Raw genomic sequence first — 16,659 nt, 5'->3', positions numbered from 1 at the left:
TCGTTCGTGTCACCAGAAGCATTTGAGCCCATGATGGGAATAAGCTGCTGCAAGTCCTTCCTGGACCTGCATCGGTTTCGTTCCGGTCTTTTGAGAGCGATAGTCGCCATCAATAAGACCGGATATGGCAGCGATACACAGCGACGAGTTCAAGCGGGATGCGGTTCGCATCGCGCTTACCAGTGGCCTGACACGGCGTCAGGTTGCATCTGATTTGGGGATCGGGCTTTCGACGCTCGGCAAGTGGGTTCGGGCGGTTTCGGAGAAAGCCAAGGTGCCCTCGCAGGATGCCGGTCTTCTGCGCGAGAACGAGCGGCTTCGCAAAGAGAACCGCATTCTCCGGGCGGAGAGGGAGGTGCCAAAAAAGCGGCGATGTTCTTCGCGGATCAAAGGCCGTGAAGTTTCAGCATATTGACGAGTATCGCGGCCCCCTGACCCGTAGCCATCTGTGCCGCCTGATGGGAGTTTCGGAACGCGGGCTTTATGCCTGGAAGCACCGGCCTCCATCGCATCGCCAGCGGCGCGACATGGTGCTCTTGGCTCATATCCGCGATCAGCATCGGTTAAGCCTGGGCAGCTAGGGCCGACCACGGATGACCGAGGAGCTGAACGAGCTGGGCATCCGCGTCGGCCAGCGCCGTGTGGGCCGTCTGATGCGCCAGAACGGCATCCAGGTCATTCGCAGCCGAAAGTTCAGGCGCACCACCGACAGCGATCACGCCTTCAACATCGCGCCCAATCTCCTGCAGCAGGATTTCACGGCGAGCGGGCCGAACCAGAAGGGGGCTGGTGACATCACCGTCGCCATTGTCGCTCGGACCGATGGCGCAACAATGGCGACTCTGGACGCGCGAGGGGCGGGTTTATCTGGCCGTGATCATCGATCTCTTCTCAAGGCGGGTCGTGGGCTGGGCCATCAGCAACCGCATGAAGCAGGATCTGGCCTTGCGGGCCCTGAACATGGCGATCGCGATCCGGAGGCCACCGCCAGGTTGCATTCATCACACGGATCGCGGGTCGCAATACTGCGCTCACGACTATCAGAAGCTGCTGCGCAAGCACGGGTTCAAGGTGTCGATGAGCGGGAAGGGCAACTGCTATGACAATTCTGCCGTCGAGAGCTTCTTCAAGTCGCTCAAGGCCGAACTCGTCTGGCGCCGCAACTGGCAAACCCGTCGCGAGGTCGAGATCGCCCTCTTCGAATACATCAACGGCTTCTACAATCCGCGCCGGAAACACTCAGCCCTCGGCTGGAAATCACCCGTGGCCTTCGAACAAAGGGCCGCTTAACATGAGCGCCTGACCGGAACAGAGCCGGTGCAGGTCCAGCCCGGCTATGATCAAGAACAAGTCCTGACATTAAATCCAATCCACCAGATACCGGGACTGAACAGCTCTGGAAGGGTTCTGTGGAACACCCCATGGCGGGTGGGAACCGGGTTGAAACCCGGGCGGGGCGGCGCTATGTGGGGCCGGTATCAAAGGAGCCTGCCGTGGCCACGAATCCCGTCCAGTTCATTAACCAGGTCCGCGCCGAAGCCGCCAAGATCACCTGGCCGAACCGTCGCGAGGTCATCACCACCACGATCATGGTGATGATCTTCGCCTCGCTGACCAGCCTGTTCTTCTTCCTGGTGGACCTGGCGATCCGCACCGGGCTGACCCAGGGGCTGCGGCTGATCAGCGGCTGATCTGGGGCTTGCAATTTCCGGGCAGGGGCGGTATCAGCCCCCGACTGTCCGGTTCACGGCGTGCGGCCAATGCGCCTGCGCGCCGATTTCAATTTTTCCGGACGTGATGGAATTCAAGGGAATTTCGCAGGAATTCCCGGAAGATGAGCAGGGGTCGATCAAGACATGGCAAAGCGTTGGTATTCGGTCAGCGTCCTGTCGAACTTCGAAAAGAAGGTCGCAGAGGCGATTCGCCAGTCCGTCGCCGAGAAGGGTCTTGAGGATCACATCGACGAGGTGCTGGTCCCCACCGAGGAGGTGATCGAGATCCGCCGCGGCAAGAAGGTGACCTCGGAACGCCGCTTCATGCCCGGCTATGTGCTGGTGCATATGGAGATGTCGGACCGGACCTATCACCTGGTGAACTCGATCAACCGGGTCACCGGCTTTCTCGGCGCGCAGGGCAAGCCCATGCCGATGCGCGACGACGAGGTGAACGCGATGCTGAACCGGTCGGGCGACGGCGAACCCGTCGCACCGCGCAACCTGATCCGCTTCGACGTGGGCGAGAAGGTGAACGTGACCGACGGTCCGTTCGAGGGCTTCTCGGGCATGGTCGAGGAGGTCGACGAAATCTCGTCGCGGGTCAAGGTCACCGTGTCGATCTTTGGCCGGCCCACGCCGGTCGAACTGGAATTCACGCAGGTCTCCAAGACCGCGTGATCGTCTGCGGGAGGCCGTTTGCGCCGCACCGCTAAGTCGGCCCCGTCCCGGGGCGTGATGATAAGGAGAAGGCCAGATGGCCAAGAAAGTTGTCGGCAGCCTGAAGCTGCAAATCAAGGCGGGTCAGGCGAACCCGTCGCCCCCCGTCGGCCCGGCCCTGGGTCAGCGCGGGATCAACATCATGGCGTTCTGCAAGGAATTCAACGCCAAGACTCAGGAGATGGAGCAGGGCGCCCCGGTGCCTGTCGTCATCACCTATTACGCGGACAAGTCCTTCAGCTTCGAGACCAAGACGCCGCCCGCGTCCTTCCTGCTGAAGAAGGCCGCCGGCCTGAAGCCCGTGGGCAAGCGCAACCGCGCCAAGGGTTCGGAAAAGCCGGGCCGTGCCACCGCCGGCACCGTGACCGTCAAGCAGGTCCGCGAGATCGCCGAGACCAAGATGGCCGACCTGTCGGCGAATGACATCGACGCGGCAATGAAGATCATCGTGGGTTCCGCCCGGTCGATCGGTATCGAGGTGAAAGGCTAAGTCATGGCAAAGCTGTCCAAGAAAAAAGCCGCCGCCCGCGAAGCCTTCGAAGGCAAGGCCAACCTGACCGTCGAGGACGCCGTCAAGCTGGTCAAGTCGCAGGCCTCGGCCAAGTTCGACGAGACCGTCGAGATCGCGCTGAACCTGGGCGTCGACCCGCGCCATGCCGACCAGATGGTCCGCGGCGTCGTGACCCTGCCCGCAGGCACCGGCAAGGACGTCCGCGTCGCCGTCTTCGCCCGTGGCCCCAAGGCTGACGAAGCCAAGGCCGCCGGTGCGGACATCGTCGGCGCCGAGGACCTGATGGAGACCATCCAGTCCGGCAAGATCGAGTTCGACCGTTGCATCGCGACGCCGGACATGATGCCGCTGGTCGGTCGCCTCGGCAAGATCCTGGGCCCGCGCAACCTGATGCCGAACCCCAAGGTCGGCACGGTGACGATGGACGTGAAATCGGCCGTCGAGGCCGCCAAGGGCGGCGAGGTCCAGTTCAAGGCCGAAAAGGCCGGGGTGGTGCATGCGGGCATCGGCAAGGTGTCCTTCGACGAGGACAAGCTGGCCCAGAACCTGCGCGCCTTCGTCGAGGCCGTCAGCCGTGCCAAGCCGACCGGCGCCAAGGGCACCTACATGAAAAAGGTCTCGATCAGCTCGACCATGGGTCCGGGCGTGTCGGTGGACGTCGTTTCGGCGACCGCCAACTGAGACCACAAGTTTCCCGTCCCGCAAGGGCCGGGAATGGCGGGGCCGCCTGGCCCCGTCCTGTCCGAGACGGAGGGTGCGGAGCGATCCGCTTAATGTCCTTCCTGAGATGGGGAAGCATTTTTCCGAAGACCGCCTTGCGGACCTTCGGGTGATCTTGCCCTAGCGGACCCGACCTGAGGCCTTGGCCTTGGGAAAAGTGAGAGCCGGGGGGATACCCCCCTACTTGGAGTGAAACCGTGGATAGAGCACAAAAAGAACAGGTGGTCGACGAGCTCGGCCAGATCTTTGAAAGCTCTGGCGTCGTGGTGGTTGCCCACTACGAGGGGATGACGGTTGCACATATGCAGGACCTCCGCGCGCGCATGCGCGAAGCGGGTGGTTCGGTTCGCGTTGCCAAGAACAAGCTCGCCAAGATCGCCCTGGAAGGTAAGCCTTGCGCCAGCATCGCCGACTACCTGACGGGCATGACCGTGATCACCTATTCGGAGGATCCGACCGCAGCTGCGCGGATCGCCGACAAGTATGCCAAGGATAACGATCGTTTCGTGATCCTGGGCGGTGCGATGGGTGATTCGGCTCTGGATCCGGCCGGTGTGAAAGCCGTCGCCTCCATGCCGTCGCGTGACGAGCTCATCGCTCAGATCGTGTCGTGCCTGGGTGCGCCTGCCTCGAACATCGCCGGTGCCATTGGCGCGCCTGCTTCGAACATCGCGAGCATCCTCACGACCCTCGAGGAACGTGAGGCTGCGTAAGCAACCCGATCCCTGCGTGTGGTTGAAGACCCGACGTTGGAACACTAACTGGAAAGAACGGAAAAATGGCTGATCTGAAGAAACTCGCCGAAGAAATCGTGGGCCTGACCCTGCTGGAAGCCCAGGAACTGAAGACCATCCTGAAGGATGAATACGGCATCGAGCCCGCCGCCGGCGGCGCCGTGATGATGGCTGGCCCGGCTGCTGCCGCCGAAGCCGCCGAAGAGAAGACCGAATTCGACGTCGTCCTGGTCGAAGCCGGCGCCAACAAGATCAACGTGATCAAGGAAGTGCGCGGCATCACCGGTCTGGGCCTGAAAGAAGCCAAGGACCTGGTCGAAGCCGGTGGCAAGGTCAAGGAAGGCGCTTCCAAGGCCGATGCCGAGGAAATGAAGAAGAAGCTCGAAGCGGCTGGCGCCAAGGTCGAGCTGAAGTAATCGATCCCCGGATCGACGTGAAACAGGCAGGGTCCGGGGTTTCCCGGTCCCTGCCGAACCTGTCTTGAAGGGCGGTCCGGGATCGGACAATCCTTCAGGGCATGTTCGAGGTTCGGGAGCCGCGCGGTGGGACGCGCGGCACGAATGGAACCTCACCCCTGCTATTCGTATGCCGCATCCGGGGGCCCCGACCCGCATGCCGCGCGAAGACGAAAGGTGACAAGACCCCATGGCGCAAGCTTATGTCGGCCAAAAGCGTATCCGTCGCTATTACGGCAATATCCGCGAAGTGCTGGAGATGCCGAACCTGATCGAGGTTCAGAAATCCTCCTATGATTTGTTCCTGAATTCGGGCGAGGGGTCGGGCCATAATGACGGCGACGGCATCCAGGGCGTCTTCCAGTCCGTGTTCCCGATCAAGGATTTCAACGAGACCGCGACGCTGGAATTCGTGAAATACGAGCTGGAAAAGCCGAAATACGACGTGGACGAGTGCCAGCAGCGCGACATGACCTATGCCGCGCCGCTGAAGGTCACGCTGCGCCTGATCGTCTTTGATGTCGACGAGAATACCGGGGCGAAATCCGTCAAGGACATCAAGGAACAGGACGTCTTCATGGGCGACATGCCCCTGATGACCCAGAACGGCACGTTCATCGTGAACGGCACCGAGCGCGTGGTCGTCAGCCAAATGCACCGCAGCCCGGGCGTGTTCTTCGACCATGACCGCGGCAAGACCCATTCCTCGGGCAAGCTGCTCTTCGCCTGCCGGATCATTCCCTATCGCGGATCCTGGCTGGATTTCGAATTCGACGCCAAGGACCTGGTCTTCGCGCGCATCGACCGCCGCCGCAAGCTGCCGGTGACGACGCTGCTCTATGCGCTCGGCATGGATCAGGAGGGCATCATGGATGCCTTCTATCAGACCGTGAACTATACCCTGCGCCGCGAGGGGCGCGAGCAGGGCTGGGTCACGCGCTTCTTCCCCGAGCGCGTGCGCGGCACCCGTCCGGCCTATGACCTGGTCAATGCCGACACGGGCGAGGTCATCACCAAGGCCGGCGAGAAGGTCACCCCCCGCCTGGTCAAGAAGCTGCAGGAATCGGGCGAACAGCTGAACCTGCTGGTCCCGTTCGAGCGTATCGTGGGCCGCTTCGTCGCCAAGGACATCGTCAACCAGGAGACCGGCTTCATCTATGCCGAGGCCGGCGACGAGATCACCGCCGAATACGACAAGCAGGGCGAGATGAACGGCGGCCTGCTGAAGGTGCTGTTGGACAATGACATCACCGATGTGCCGGTGCTGGACATCGACCATGTGAACGTGGGCCCCTATATCCGCAACACCATGGCGGCCGACAAGAACATGGGCCGCGAAGGCGCGCTGATGGACATCTACCGCGTCATGCGCCCGGGCGAGCCGCCCACCGTCGAGGCCGCGCAGACCCTGTTCAACAGCCTGTTCTTCGACAGCGAGCGCTATGACCTCTCGGCCGTGGGCCGGGTCAAGATGAACATGCGCTTGGATCTGGACGCGCCGGACACGCAGCGCACGCTGCGCCACGAGGATATCGTGGCCTGCATCCGCGGTCTGGTGGAGCTGCGAGACGGCAAGGGCGAGATCGACGACATCGACCACCTGGGCAACCGCCGGGTGCGTTCGGTCGGCGAGCTGATGGAGAACCAGTATCGCGTGGGCCTGCTGCGCATGGAGCGTGCCATCCGCGAGCGCATGTCCGGCGTCGAGATCGACACCGTGATGCCGCAGGACCTGATCAACGCCAAGCCCGCGGCGGCGGCGGTGCGTGAATTCTTCGGCTCCAGCCAGCTGTCGCAGTTCATGGACCAGACCAACCCGCTGTCCGAAGTGACGCACAAGCGTCGCCTCTCGGCCCTTGGGCCGGGCGGTCTGACGCGCGAGCGTGCGGGCTTCGAGGTCCGCGACGTCCACCCGACCCATTACGGCCGGATGTGCCCGATCGAGACGCCGGAAGGCCAGAACATCGGCCTGATAAACAGCCTGGCGACCTTTGCCCGGGTGAACAAGTACGGCTTCATCGAGACCCCCTATCGCAAGGTGGTCGAGGGTCAGGTGACCGATGACGTGGTCTACATGTCCGCCACCGAGGAGATGCGCCACACCGTCGCCCAAGCCAACGCGACCCTGGACGCCGATGGCAACTTTACCGACGAGCTGATCAGCACCCGCCAGGCGGGCGACTTCATGCTGAACCCGGTGGATGCGGTCGACCTGATCGACGTATCGCCCAAGCAGCTGGTCTCGGTCGCCGCGGCGCTGATCCCGTTCTTGGAGAACGACGACGCCAACCGCGCGCTGATGGGGTCGAACATGCAGCGTCAGGCGGTTCCGCTGCTGCGGGCCGAGGCGCCCTTCGTCGGCACCGGCATGGAGGCGACCGTCGCCCGCGATTCCGGCGCCGCCATCATGGCGCGTCGCGGCGGCGTGATCGACCAGGTCGATGCGCAGCGCATCGTGGTCCGGGCGACCGAGAACATGGGCGCGGGCGATGCGGGCGTGGACATCTATCGTCTGCGCAAGTTCAAGCGCTCGAACCAGTCCTCGACCATCAACCAGCGTCCGCTGGTCAAGGTGGGCGAGAAGGTCGTGGCCAACCAGGTCATCGCGGACGGTCCCTCGACCGACCAGGGCGAACTGGCCATCGGCCGGAACGTGGTCGTGGCCTTCATGCCCTGGAACGGCTACAACTACGAGGACTCGATCCTGATTTCCGAGCGGATCCACCGCGACGACGTGTTCACCTCGATCCATATCGATGAATACGAAGTGGCGGCCCGCGACACCAAGCTGGGGCCGGAGGAGATCACCCGCGACATCCCGAACGTGGGCGAAGAGGCCCTGCGCAACCTCGACGAGGCCGGCATCGTCTATATCGGTGCCGAGGTCGGGCCGGGCGACATTCTGGTGGGCAAGATCACCCCGAAGGGTGAGAGCCCGATGACGCCGGAAGAGAAGCTTCTGCGCGCCATCTTCGGCGAGAAGGCTTCGGACGTGCGGGACACTTCGCTGCGTCTGCCGCCGGGTGCCTATGGCACGATCGTCGAGGTGCGGGTCTTCAACCGGCACGGCGTCGACAAGGACGAGCGTGCGCTGCAGATCGAGCGCGAGGAAGTCGAGCGTCTGGCCCGCGACCGGGACGACGAGCAGGCGATCCTCGACCGCAACATCTATGCCCGCCTCAAAACCCTGATCCTCGGCAAGACCGCGGTGAAGGGGCCGAAGGGCATCAAGGCGAATAGCGAGATCACCGAGGAACTGCTGGGCACGCTGTCGCGCGGTCAGTGGTGGCAGCTGGCCGTGTCGGAAGAGGACACCGCCAAGGAAGTCGAGGCGCTGAACCAGCAATACGACACCCAAAAGAAGCTGCTTGAGGCTCGCTTCGAGGACAAGGTCGAGAAGGTCCGTCAGGGCGACGACCTGCCGCCGGGCGTGATGAAGATGGTCAAGGTCTTCGTCGCCGTGAAGCGCAAGCTTCAGGCTGGGGACAAGATGGCCGGTCGTCACGGCAACAAGGGCGTCGTGTCCAAGGTCGTCCCGATGGAGGACATGCCGTTCCTTGCGGACGGCACTCCGGTCGACCTGGTGCTGAACCCGCTCGGCGTGCCGTCGCGGATGAACGTCGGGCAGATCCTCGAGACCCACATGGGTTGGGCATCGCGCGGCCTTGGCCTCAAGATCGACGAGGCGCTGGAAGAGTATCGCCGCAACGGCGACATGACTCCGGTGCGCGAGGCGATGCGGATCGGCTATGGCGACGAGCTCTATGCGGACACGTTCGAGGGCATGGACGACGAGACGCTGCGTGAGCATGCCGGAACGGTGCGGACGGGTGTTCCCATCGCGACGCCGGTCTTCGACGGCGCCAAGGAAGCGGACGTCAACGACGCGCTGACGCGGGCGGGCTTCGACACGTCGGGTCAGTCTCTGGTCTTCGATGGCCGCACCGGCGAGCAGTTCGCGCGCAAGGTCACCGTGGGGATGAAGTATGTCCTCAAGCTGCACCACCTTGTCGATGACAAGATGCACGCCCGCTCAACCGGGCCGTACAGCCTGGTGACGCAGCAGCCTCTGGGCGGCAAGGCGCAGTTCGGTGGTCAGCGTCTCGGCGAGATGGAGGTCTGGGCGCTGGAAGCGTACGGCGCCGCCTACACGCTGCAGGAGATGCTGACGGTCAAGTCGGACGACGTTGCCGGCCGGACCAAGGTCTACGAGTCCATCGTCAAGGGCGAGGACAACTTCGAGGCCGGCGTCCCGGAAAGCTTCAACGTGCTGGTCAAGGAGGTCCGGGGTCTGGGCCTCAACATGGAACTCCTGGATGCGGAGGAGGAGGAGTGAGGGCCTGAGGCCCTCACCCACCCCCCCACGCGCCCTTTCAAGGATTGAGAAATGAACCAGGAACTTGCCACCAACCATCTGAACCCGCTGGCCCCGCCGCGGCAGTTCGACGAAATCAAGATCTCGCTGGCCAGCCCGGAGGAGATCCTCGCCTGGTCCTTCGGCGAGGTGAAGAAGCCCGAAACCATCAACTACCGCACGTTCAAGCCGGAACGTGACGGCCTCTTCTGCGCGCGCATCTTCGGTCCGATCAAGGATTACGAATGCCTCTGCGGCAAGTACAAGCGCATGAAGTATCGCGGCCTGGTCTGCGAGAAATGCGGTGTCGAGGTGACCCTGCAGAAGGTCCGCCGCGAGCGCATGGGCCATATCGAACTGGCCGCGCCCGTGGCCCATATCTGGTTCCTCAAGTCGCTGCCCTCGCGCATCGGCCTGATGCTGGACATGACGCTGCGCGATCTGGAACGGATTCTCTATTTCGAGAACTATGTCGTCATCGAGCCGGGTCTGACCGACCTGACCTATGGCCAGCTGCTGACCGAGGAGGAATTCCTCGACGCGCAGGACAACTATGGCGCCGACGCCTTCCAGGCGGATATCGGGGCCGAGGCGATCCGTGCGATGCTGGCCAATATCGATCTGGGCGCCACGGCCGAGCAGCTGCGCGAGGACCTCAAGGAGGCCACGGGCGAGCTGAAGCCCAAGAAGATCATCAAGCGCCTGAAGATCGTCGAGTCGTTCCTGGAATCAGGCAACCGTCCCGAATGGATGGTGCTGACGGTCATTCCGGTCATCCCGCCGGAACTGCGCCCGCTGGTCCCGCTGGATGGCGGTCGCTTCGCGACCTCGGACCTGAACGACCTCTATCGCCGGGTCATCAACCGCAACAACCGCCTGAAGCGGCTGATCGAGCTGCGCGCGCCCGACATCATCGTGCGCAACGAAAAGCGCATGCTGCAGGAATCGGTCGATGCGCTGTTCGACAACGGCCGTCGCGGCCGCGTCATCACGGGCAACAACCGTCGCCCGCTGAAGTCGCTGTCGGACATGCTGAAGGGCAAGCAGGGCCGCTTCCGCCAGAACCTTCTGGGCAAGCGCGTCGACTTCTCGGGCCGTTCGGTCATCGTGACCGGCCCCGAGCTGAAGCTGCATCAATGCGGCCTGCCGAAGAAGATGGCGCTCGAGCTGTTCAAGCCGTTCATCTATTCGCGGCTTGAGGCGAAGGGTCTGTCCAGCACGGTCAAGCAGGCCAAGAAGCTGGTCGAGAAGGAACGCCCCGAGGTCTGGGACATCCTGGACGAGGTCATCCGCGAGCATCCGGTTCTGCTGAACCGTGCGCCCACGCTGCACCGTCTCGGCATCCAGGCCTTCGAGCCGATCCTGATCGAGGGCAAGGCGATCCAGCTGCACCCGCTGGTCTGTTCGGCCTTCAACGCCGATTTCGACGGCGACCAGATGGCCGTGCACGTTCCGCTGAGCCTCGAGGCGCAGCTGGAAGCGCGCGTCCTGATGATGTCGACGAACAACGTCCTGTCGCCCGCCAACGGCGCGCCGATCATCGTGCCGTCGCAGGACATGGTTCTGGGTCTCTACTACACGACCATGATGCGCGAGGGGATGAAGGGCGAGGGCATGGCCTTTGCCAATATCGACGAGGTGGAACACGCCTTGTCGGCCGGCGAGGTGCATCTGCATGCCAAGATCCAGGCGCGCATCAAGCAGATCGACGAGAATGGCAACGAGGTGCTCAAGCGCTTCGAGACGACGCCGGGCCGTCTGCGCCTCGGCGCGCTGCTGCCGCTGAACGCCAAGGCACCCTTCGAGCTGGTCAACCGCCTGCTGCGCAAGAAGGACGTGCAGGTCGTCATCGACACCGTCTACCGCTACTGCGGCCAGAAGGAATCGGTGATCTTCTGCGACCAGATCATGGGTCTGGGCTTCCGCGAGGCCTTCCGCGCCGGCATCAGCTTCGGCAAGGACGACATGGTCGTGCCCGACAACAAGTGGTCGATCGTCGAGGAAGTCCAGGAGCAGGTGAAGGAGTTCGAACAGCAGTATCTGGACGGCCTCATCACCCAGGGCGAGAAGTACAACAAGGTCGTGGACGCCTGGTCGAAATGCAACGACCGCGTCACCGAATCCATGATGTCCACCATCTCGGCCAGCAAGCGCGACGATGCCGGCGCCGAGATGGAGCCGAATAGCGTCTACATGATGGCCCATTCCGGTGCCCGGGGTTCGGTCAACCAGATGAAGCAGCTGGGCGGCATGCGGGGCCTGATGGCCAAGCCCTCGGGCGAGATCATCGAGACGCCGATCATCTCGAACTTCAAGGAAGGTCTGACCGTTCTTGAATACTTCAACTCGACCCACGGTGCCCGGAAGGGTCTGTCGGACACCGCGCTCAAGACGGCGAACTCGGGCTATCTGACCCGTCGTCTGGTTGACGTGGCGCAGGACTGCATCATCCGCGAGCATGATTGCGGCACCGAGCGCGCGATCACCGCATCCGCGGCGGTCAATGACGGCGAGGTGATCAGCCCGCTCTCCGAGCGTGTTCTGGGCCGCACCGCGGCCGAGGACGTGCTGGTTCCGGGCAGCGACGAGATCATCGTGCGCGGCAACGAGGTGATCGACGAACGCAAGGCCGACGCCATCGAGGCGGCGGGCGTGCAGAGCGTGCGCATCCGTTCGGCCTTGACCTGCGAATCCGAGGACGGGATCTGCGCGCTCTGCTATGGCCGCGACCTGGCCCGCGGCACGCTGGTGAACATCGGCGAGGCTGTCGGCATCATCGCCGCGCAGTCCATCGGCGAGCCGGGCACCCAGCTGACGATGCGGACCTTCCATATCGGCGGCATCGCCCAGGGCGGACAGCAGTCCTTCCAGGCGGCCTCGCATGAAGGGACGGTCAATTTCCGCAACGAAAGCGTGCTGACCAACGCCAATGGCGAACAGATCGTGATGTCGCGCAACATGCAGATCCTGGTCATGGACGACCAGGGTCAGGAACGCGCCAGCCACAAGCTGTTCTACGGCTCCAAGCTGTTCGTGAAGGAAGGCGAGCGGGTGATCCGCGGTGCGAAGCTGTTCGAATGGGATCCCTATACCCTGCCGATCATCGCCGAAAAGGGCGGCATCGCGCGCTTCGTCGACCTGATGTCGGGCATGTCCGTGCGCGACGAGACCGACGATGCCACCGGCATGACCCAGAAGATCGTCACGGATTGGCGGTCGGCGCCCAAGGGCAACGACCTCAAGCCCGAGATCATCATCATGGACGAGGCCGGCGAGCCGGTGCGCAACGACCAGGGCAACCCGGTCAGCTATCCGATGTCGGTGGACGCGATCCTCTCGGTCGAGGACGGCCAGGAGATCCGGCCCGGCGACGTGGTGGCCCGCATCCCGCGCGAAGGCGCGCGGACCAAGGACATCACCGGCGGTCTGCCGCGCGTGGCGGAACTGTTCGAGGCCCGTCGTCCGAAGGATCACGCCATCATCGCCGAGATCGACGGCTATGTGCGCTTCGGCAAGGACTACAAGAACAAGCGCCGCATCAGCATCGAGCCGTCGGACGAGGGCAACAGCCCCGTCGAATACATGGTGCCCAAGGGCAAGCACATCCCGGTGCAGGAAGGCGACTTCGTGCAGAAGGGCGACTACATCATGGACGGCAACCCGGCGCCGCATGACATCCTGCGCATCATGGGGATCGAGGCCCTGGCCGACTATCTCATCGACGAGGTGCAGGACGTCTATCGACTGCAGGGCGTGAAAATCAACGACAAGCATATCGAGGTGATCGTCCGCCAGATGCTGCAGAAGATCGAGATCCTGGACAGCGGCGACACGACCCTGCTGAAGGGCGAGCATGTCGAGCGCGACGAGTTCGACGAGGAGAACGCCAAGGTCGAGGCCCGCGGCGGGCGTCCCGCCCAAGGCGAGCCGGTCCTCTTGGGCATCACCAAGGCCAGCCTGCAGACCCGCAGCTTCATCTCGGCCGCCTCCTTCCAGGAGACGACCCGCGTGCTGACCGAGGCTGCCGTCCAAGGCAAGCGCGACAAGCTGGTGGGCCTGAAGGAGAACGTCATCGTGGGCCGCCTGATCCCGGCGGGCACCGGTGGCGCGACCAGCCGGGTGCGCCGCATCGCATCGGAACGCGATGCCGAGGTGATCGAGGCGCGCCGCGCCGAGGCCGAGGCGGCCGCCGCCCTGGCCGCGCCGCAGCCCGATGTCGATCAGCCCAGCCCGGAGGCGGTGACCCTGCCCGAGGATCGCGACCAGGACTGATCGTCCCGACCAGACCGACAGGGGGCCCGGCATTGCCGGGCCCCTTGGCATTCCGGGGCAGGGGCCTTTGGGCTTGACCCATGGGCAGGGCTGCACATACTGCACCTGTCTTTCCAAGGATGTGCGATGCAGACCGACGCCCCGGTTCCCGCTGGCCCGCGCACGGACCCGTCATGGGCCGGGCAGGGCAGGGGCCTGTGCGGCGGGCTGTGCAGCGGGGCCGTGCAAGGCGGCGCCGTCCCGCCCGAGGCGCGGGGCCATTGCGGCGATCCGCCCCGCCGGGGCCGGACCGACCGCGCCCTGCACCGACCCTGATCACCGGACAAGACCCCATGGCATCGCCCATCATCTCCCCCCTCCGCCGGGTTCGCCCCGCCTCGATCCGCCCCGAACCGCTGCAGCCCGGCGACAACCTGCGCGGTGCGGGGCTGATGACGCTGTCGATGATCGGCTTCACCTGCAACGATGCGGTCATCAAGTTCGTGACCCAGGACATGCCGCTCTATCAGGCGATCACGCTGCGGGGGGCCTTTGTCATGCTGGCGCTGATCCTGCTGGCCAGCCGGACGGGCGGGCTGCGGCTGCGCATCCCGCCCGCCGCCCGCGCGCCGATGACCCTGCGCCTGATCGGCGAGGTCGGATCGACCCTTCTGTTTCTGAACGCGCTACAGCGCATGGCCATTGCCGATCTGACCGCGGTGATGCAGTCGTTGCCCTTGGTCGTGATGCTGGGGGCCGCGCTGTTCTTTGGCGAGACCTTGGGCTGGCGGCGCATCCTGGCGGTGGCGGTGGGGATGCTGGGGGTGCTGATCATCCTGCGCCCGGGCAGCGGCACCTTTGGGATCTGGTCGCTGGTCGCCCTGGGGGCGATGCTGCTGGTGGCGCTGCGCGATCTGTCCACGCGGCGTTTCGGGCGCGATGTCAGCTCGGCCACCATCGCCTTCTATGCGGCGGTGCTGGTCACGCTGACCGGGCTGGTCTTCAGCCTGGGGCAGGGATGGGTGCTGCCCGACCCGGTGCAGATCGGCCTGCTGCTGCTGTCGGCGGCCTTCCTGACGGTGGGCTACATGTGCGCCGTCGCCGCCATGCGCGTGGGCGAGATCGCGGCCGTCACGCCCTTCCGCTATACCTCGCTGCTGGCGGCGATCGTGCTGGGGCTGGTGATCTTCGGCGAATGGCCGGATCGCTGGACCTGGATCGGGTCGGGCCTGGTCGTGGGGGCGGGGATCTACACGATCTGGCGCGAGGCGCAGCTGGGGCGGCGGCGCTGATGCGGGTGCAGATGCTGGGCCTCTGCCGGTTCTCCTATCTGGGGATGCGCGGCTATCAGGTCGATCACGACCGGATCGAGGATCGGCGGGCCTATCTCTATGATCCCGACCGGCTGGCCCGCCGTTGGTCCTGGTTCGAGACGGTGGCCCTGCCCGGATGGCTGGCCCAGACCGATCCCGATTACACGCTGGTGCTGATGACCGGGCCGGACCTGCCGGACCCGTTCCTGGCGCGGCTGCGGGATCTGTGCGACCGGGTGCCGCAACTGCGCCTGTCGCTGGTCCCGCCGATGGAGTATCACCTGCAGGCCTGCCGCGCCGCGATCGCGCCCCATCGCGACCCGGATGCGACGGTGATCGGGCATTTCCGCCATGATGACGACGACGCGGTGGCGGTGGATTACATCGCCCGGGCCCGCGCCGACTTCGCCGCCGTCGCAGACCTCTGGGCGCGGGAGGGGCGGCTGTCGCTGGATCACGCCCGCGGCCTGATGATCGAGGCGCGGGACGGCCGGCTGCGGATCACGCCGCGTATCTGTCACAACATGGGGGTGGCGCTGACGATCTTCCTGCGACCCGACGCGCCCGAGACGGCGCTGGATTTCAACCACACCCGGCTGGCCCAGTGGATGCCGGGGGTGCAGGTGCCGGAACCGGTCATGTTCGTCCGGTCGATCCATGGCGACAGCGATTCCGGCGACATGGGCCCGGGCCTGCCATGGCAGCCCGAGGAGGGCGCGATCAACCGCATCCTGCGCGAGCGTTTCGACCTGCGGCGCGGGGCCTTGGCGGCGCTGGCCCGCCGCCTGAGCCTTGGTTGACAGTTGCGGGGATTCCCCTTATAGCCCCGCTACCCGGCGGATCATCAGCCCCGGGGACCAGAACCTGACAGGTCAGGGTCAGGGCCGCTTTTGCCCCGATCCTCTGGAATTATGCCCGTCAGCCCTTTATGGGCGGGACGGGCTTGGCATTTTGCGATTCGCGCAAGATGCCGTCGAGAAGCGGCGCAACCGGCATGGTTGCGAGTATTGACAGAGCAAGACGGGGAACCGAATGCCGACGATCCAACAGCTGATCCGCAAACCGCGGCAGCCGAAAGTGCAGCGCTCGAAGTCGCAGCACCTTCAGGGCTGCCCGCAGAAGCGCGGCGTCTGCACGCGCGTCTACACCACGACGCCGAAGAAACCGAACTCCGCCATGCGGAAGGTCGCCAAGGTGCGCCTGACGAATGGCTTCGAGGTCATCTCCTACATTCCGGGCGAAAAGCACAACCTGCAGGAACACAGCGTCGTGCTGATCCGCGGCGGCCGGGTCAAGGACCTTCCGGGTGTCCGTTACCACATCCTGCGCGGTGTGCTGGATACCCAGGGCGTCAAGGACCGTCGTCAGCGTCGTTCGAAATACGGCGCCAAGCGTCCGAAATAAGGAGAGGCATCCATGTCCCGTCGTCACGCCGCTGAAAAGCGCGAAGTCCTGCCCGACGCCAAATTTGGCGATCGCGTGCTGACCAAATTCATGAACAACCTGATGGTTGACGGCAAGAAATCGACCGCCGAGCGGATCGTCTACAACGCGCTCGACCGCGTTCAGACCCGCCTGAAGCGCGAGCCGATCGAAGTCTTCCACGAGGCGCTGGAAAACGTGAAACCCTCGGTCGAGGTGCGTTCGCGCCGCGTCGGCGGTGCCACCTACCAGGTCCCCGTCGAAGTGCGCCCGACCCGTCGCGAGGCGCTGGCGATCCGCTGGCTGATCACCGCCGCGGCCAAGCGCAACGAGAACACCATGGAAGAGCGCCTTGCGGGCGAGCTGGCCGATGCCGTCAACGGCCGCGGCACCGCCGTCAAGAAGCGCGAAGACACGCACAAGATGGCCGACGCCAACAAGGCGTTCAGCCACTACCGCTGGTAAGG

Annotated in this window: 13 protein-coding genes and 1 pseudogene; all 14 read left to right on the top strand. The window is 64.5% G+C overall.

The window, feature by feature from the left end:
* Positions 1-124 precede the first annotated feature (124 nt).
* The 14 genes and pseudogenes from JHW48_RS12945 to rpsG all read left to right on the top strand — a co-directional run bounded on the left by JHW48_RS12945 (position 125) and on the right by rpsG (position 16,657).
* Positions 125-1,290, top strand: a pseudogene (locus tag JHW48_RS12945) (IS3 family transposase).
* 203 nt (positions 1,291-1,493) lie between these two features.
* Positions 1,494-1,691: a preprotein translocase subunit SecE gene (gene secE / locus JHW48_RS12940; protein WP_240637895.1), complete on the top strand. Its 198-nt coding sequence runs from the start codon at positions 1,494-1,496 to the stop codon at positions 1,689-1,691.
* Between the two features lie 165 nt (positions 1,692-1,856).
* On the top strand, positions 1,857-2,393 hold the full coding sequence (gene nusG / locus JHW48_RS12935) for a transcription termination/antitermination protein NusG (RefSeq protein WP_119886857.1): 537 nt from the start codon (positions 1,857-1,859) through the stop codon (positions 2,391-2,393).
* Positions 2,394-2,469: 76 nt separating this feature from the next.
* Positions 2,470-2,922: a 50S ribosomal protein L11 gene (gene rplK / locus JHW48_RS12930; protein ID WP_119886856.1), complete on the top strand. Its 453-nt coding sequence runs from the start codon at positions 2,470-2,472 to the stop codon at positions 2,920-2,922.
* Positions 2,923-2,925: 3 nt separating this feature from the next.
* Positions 2,926-3,624, top strand: a complete 699-nt coding sequence (gene rplA, locus JHW48_RS12925; protein WP_119886855.1) for a 50S ribosomal protein L1 — start codon at positions 2,926-2,928, stop codon at positions 3,622-3,624.
* Positions 3,625-3,860: 236 nt separating this feature from the next.
* A complete protein-coding gene (gene rplJ, locus JHW48_RS12920; protein ID WP_119886854.1) occupies positions 3,861-4,376 on the top strand; it encodes a 50S ribosomal protein L10 in 516 nt (171 codons plus the stop codon).
* A gap of 65 nt (positions 4,377-4,441) precedes the next feature.
* Entirely contained in the window at positions 4,442-4,813 is a 372-nt protein-coding gene (gene rplL / locus JHW48_RS12915; RefSeq protein WP_119886853.1) for a 50S ribosomal protein L7/L12, read from the top strand.
* Between the two features lie 229 nt (positions 4,814-5,042).
* On the top strand, positions 5,043-9,188 hold the full coding sequence (gene rpoB, locus JHW48_RS12910; RefSeq protein WP_119886852.1) for a DNA-directed RNA polymerase subunit beta: 4,146 nt from the start codon (positions 5,043-5,045) through the stop codon (positions 9,186-9,188).
* 51 nt (positions 9,189-9,239) lie between these two features.
* The gene (rpoC, locus tag JHW48_RS12905) at positions 9,240-13,478 is read left to right on the top strand and encodes a DNA-directed RNA polymerase subunit beta' (protein ID WP_119886851.1); all 4,239 of its coding nucleotides are present in this window, start codon (positions 9,240-9,242) and stop codon (positions 13,476-13,478) included.
* 126 nt (positions 13,479-13,604) lie between these two features.
* Positions 13,605-13,793 carry a hypothetical protein gene (locus JHW48_RS12900; RefSeq protein ID WP_147388118.1) on the top strand — a complete coding sequence of 63 codons (189 nt, stop codon included), beginning with the start codon at positions 13,605-13,607 and terminating at the stop codon, positions 13,791-13,793.
* 17 nt (positions 13,794-13,810) lie between these two features.
* Positions 13,811-14,749 carry a DMT family transporter gene (locus JHW48_RS12895; protein ID WP_119886850.1) on the top strand — a complete coding sequence of 313 codons (939 nt, stop codon included), beginning with the start codon at positions 13,811-13,813 and terminating at the stop codon, positions 14,747-14,749.
* Complete coding sequence (locus tag JHW48_RS12890; protein ID WP_119886849.1) at positions 14,749-15,570, top strand: glycosyltransferase; 822 nt, start codon at positions 14,749-14,751, stop codon at positions 15,568-15,570. Before JHW48_RS12895 ends, JHW48_RS12890 begins: the two co-directional genes overlap by 1 nt.
* A gap of 232 nt (positions 15,571-15,802) precedes the next feature.
* Positions 15,803-16,174, top strand: coding sequence for a 30S ribosomal protein S12 (rpsL, locus tag JHW48_RS12885; RefSeq protein ID WP_022705687.1), 372 nt, complete (start codon positions 15,803-15,805; stop codon positions 16,172-16,174).
* A 12-nt stretch (positions 16,175-16,186) separates the two neighbouring features.
* The gene (gene rpsG, locus JHW48_RS12880; RefSeq protein ID WP_119886848.1) at positions 16,187-16,657 is read left to right on the top strand and encodes a 30S ribosomal protein S7; all 471 of its coding nucleotides are present in this window, start codon (positions 16,187-16,189) and stop codon (positions 16,655-16,657) included.
* Positions 16,658-16,659: the final 2 nt, after the last annotated feature.

This window comes from Paracoccus aestuarii (assembly GCF_028553885.1).
Lineage (GTDB): Bacteria > Pseudomonadota > Alphaproteobacteria > Rhodobacterales > Rhodobacteraceae > Paracoccus > Paracoccus aestuarii.
This window is presented reverse-complemented; position numbering and strand designations above follow the sequence as displayed.

Bases quoted from the DNA above. Each gene is read 5' to 3' on its own strand.
- JHW48_RS12895 (WP_119886850.1), top strand. From the start codon at position 13,811: ATGGCATCGCCCATCATCTCCCCCCTCCGCCGGGTTCGCCCCGCCTCG.
- rplL (WP_119886853.1), top strand. From the start codon at position 4,442: ATGGCTGATCTGAAGAAACTCGCCGAAGAAATCGTGGGCCTGACCCTG.
- rpoB (WP_119886852.1), top strand. From the start codon at position 5,043: ATGGCGCAAGCTTATGTCGGCCAAAAGCGTATCCGTCGCTATTACGGC.
- rpsG (WP_119886848.1), top strand. From the start codon at position 16,187: ATGTCCCGTCGTCACGCCGCTGAAAAGCGCGAAGTCCTGCCCGACGCC.
- JHW48_RS12900 (WP_147388118.1), top strand. From the start codon at position 13,605: ATGCAGACCGACGCCCCGGTTCCCGCTGGCCCGCGCACGGACCCGTCA.
- JHW48_RS12890 (WP_119886849.1), top strand. From the start codon at position 14,749: ATGCGGGTGCAGATGCTGGGCCTCTGCCGGTTCTCCTATCTGGGGATG.
- nusG (WP_119886857.1), top strand. From the start codon at position 1,857: ATGGCAAAGCGTTGGTATTCGGTCAGCGTCCTGTCGAACTTCGAAAAG.
- rplK (WP_119886856.1), top strand. From the start codon at position 2,470: ATGGCCAAGAAAGTTGTCGGCAGCCTGAAGCTGCAAATCAAGGCGGGT.
- rplA (WP_119886855.1), top strand. From the start codon at position 2,926: ATGGCAAAGCTGTCCAAGAAAAAAGCCGCCGCCCGCGAAGCCTTCGAA.
- rpsL (WP_022705687.1), top strand. From the start codon at position 15,803: ATGCCGACGATCCAACAGCTGATCCGCAAACCGCGGCAGCCGAAAGTG.
- rpoC (WP_119886851.1), top strand. From the start codon at position 9,240: ATGAACCAGGAACTTGCCACCAACCATCTGAACCCGCTGGCCCCGCCG.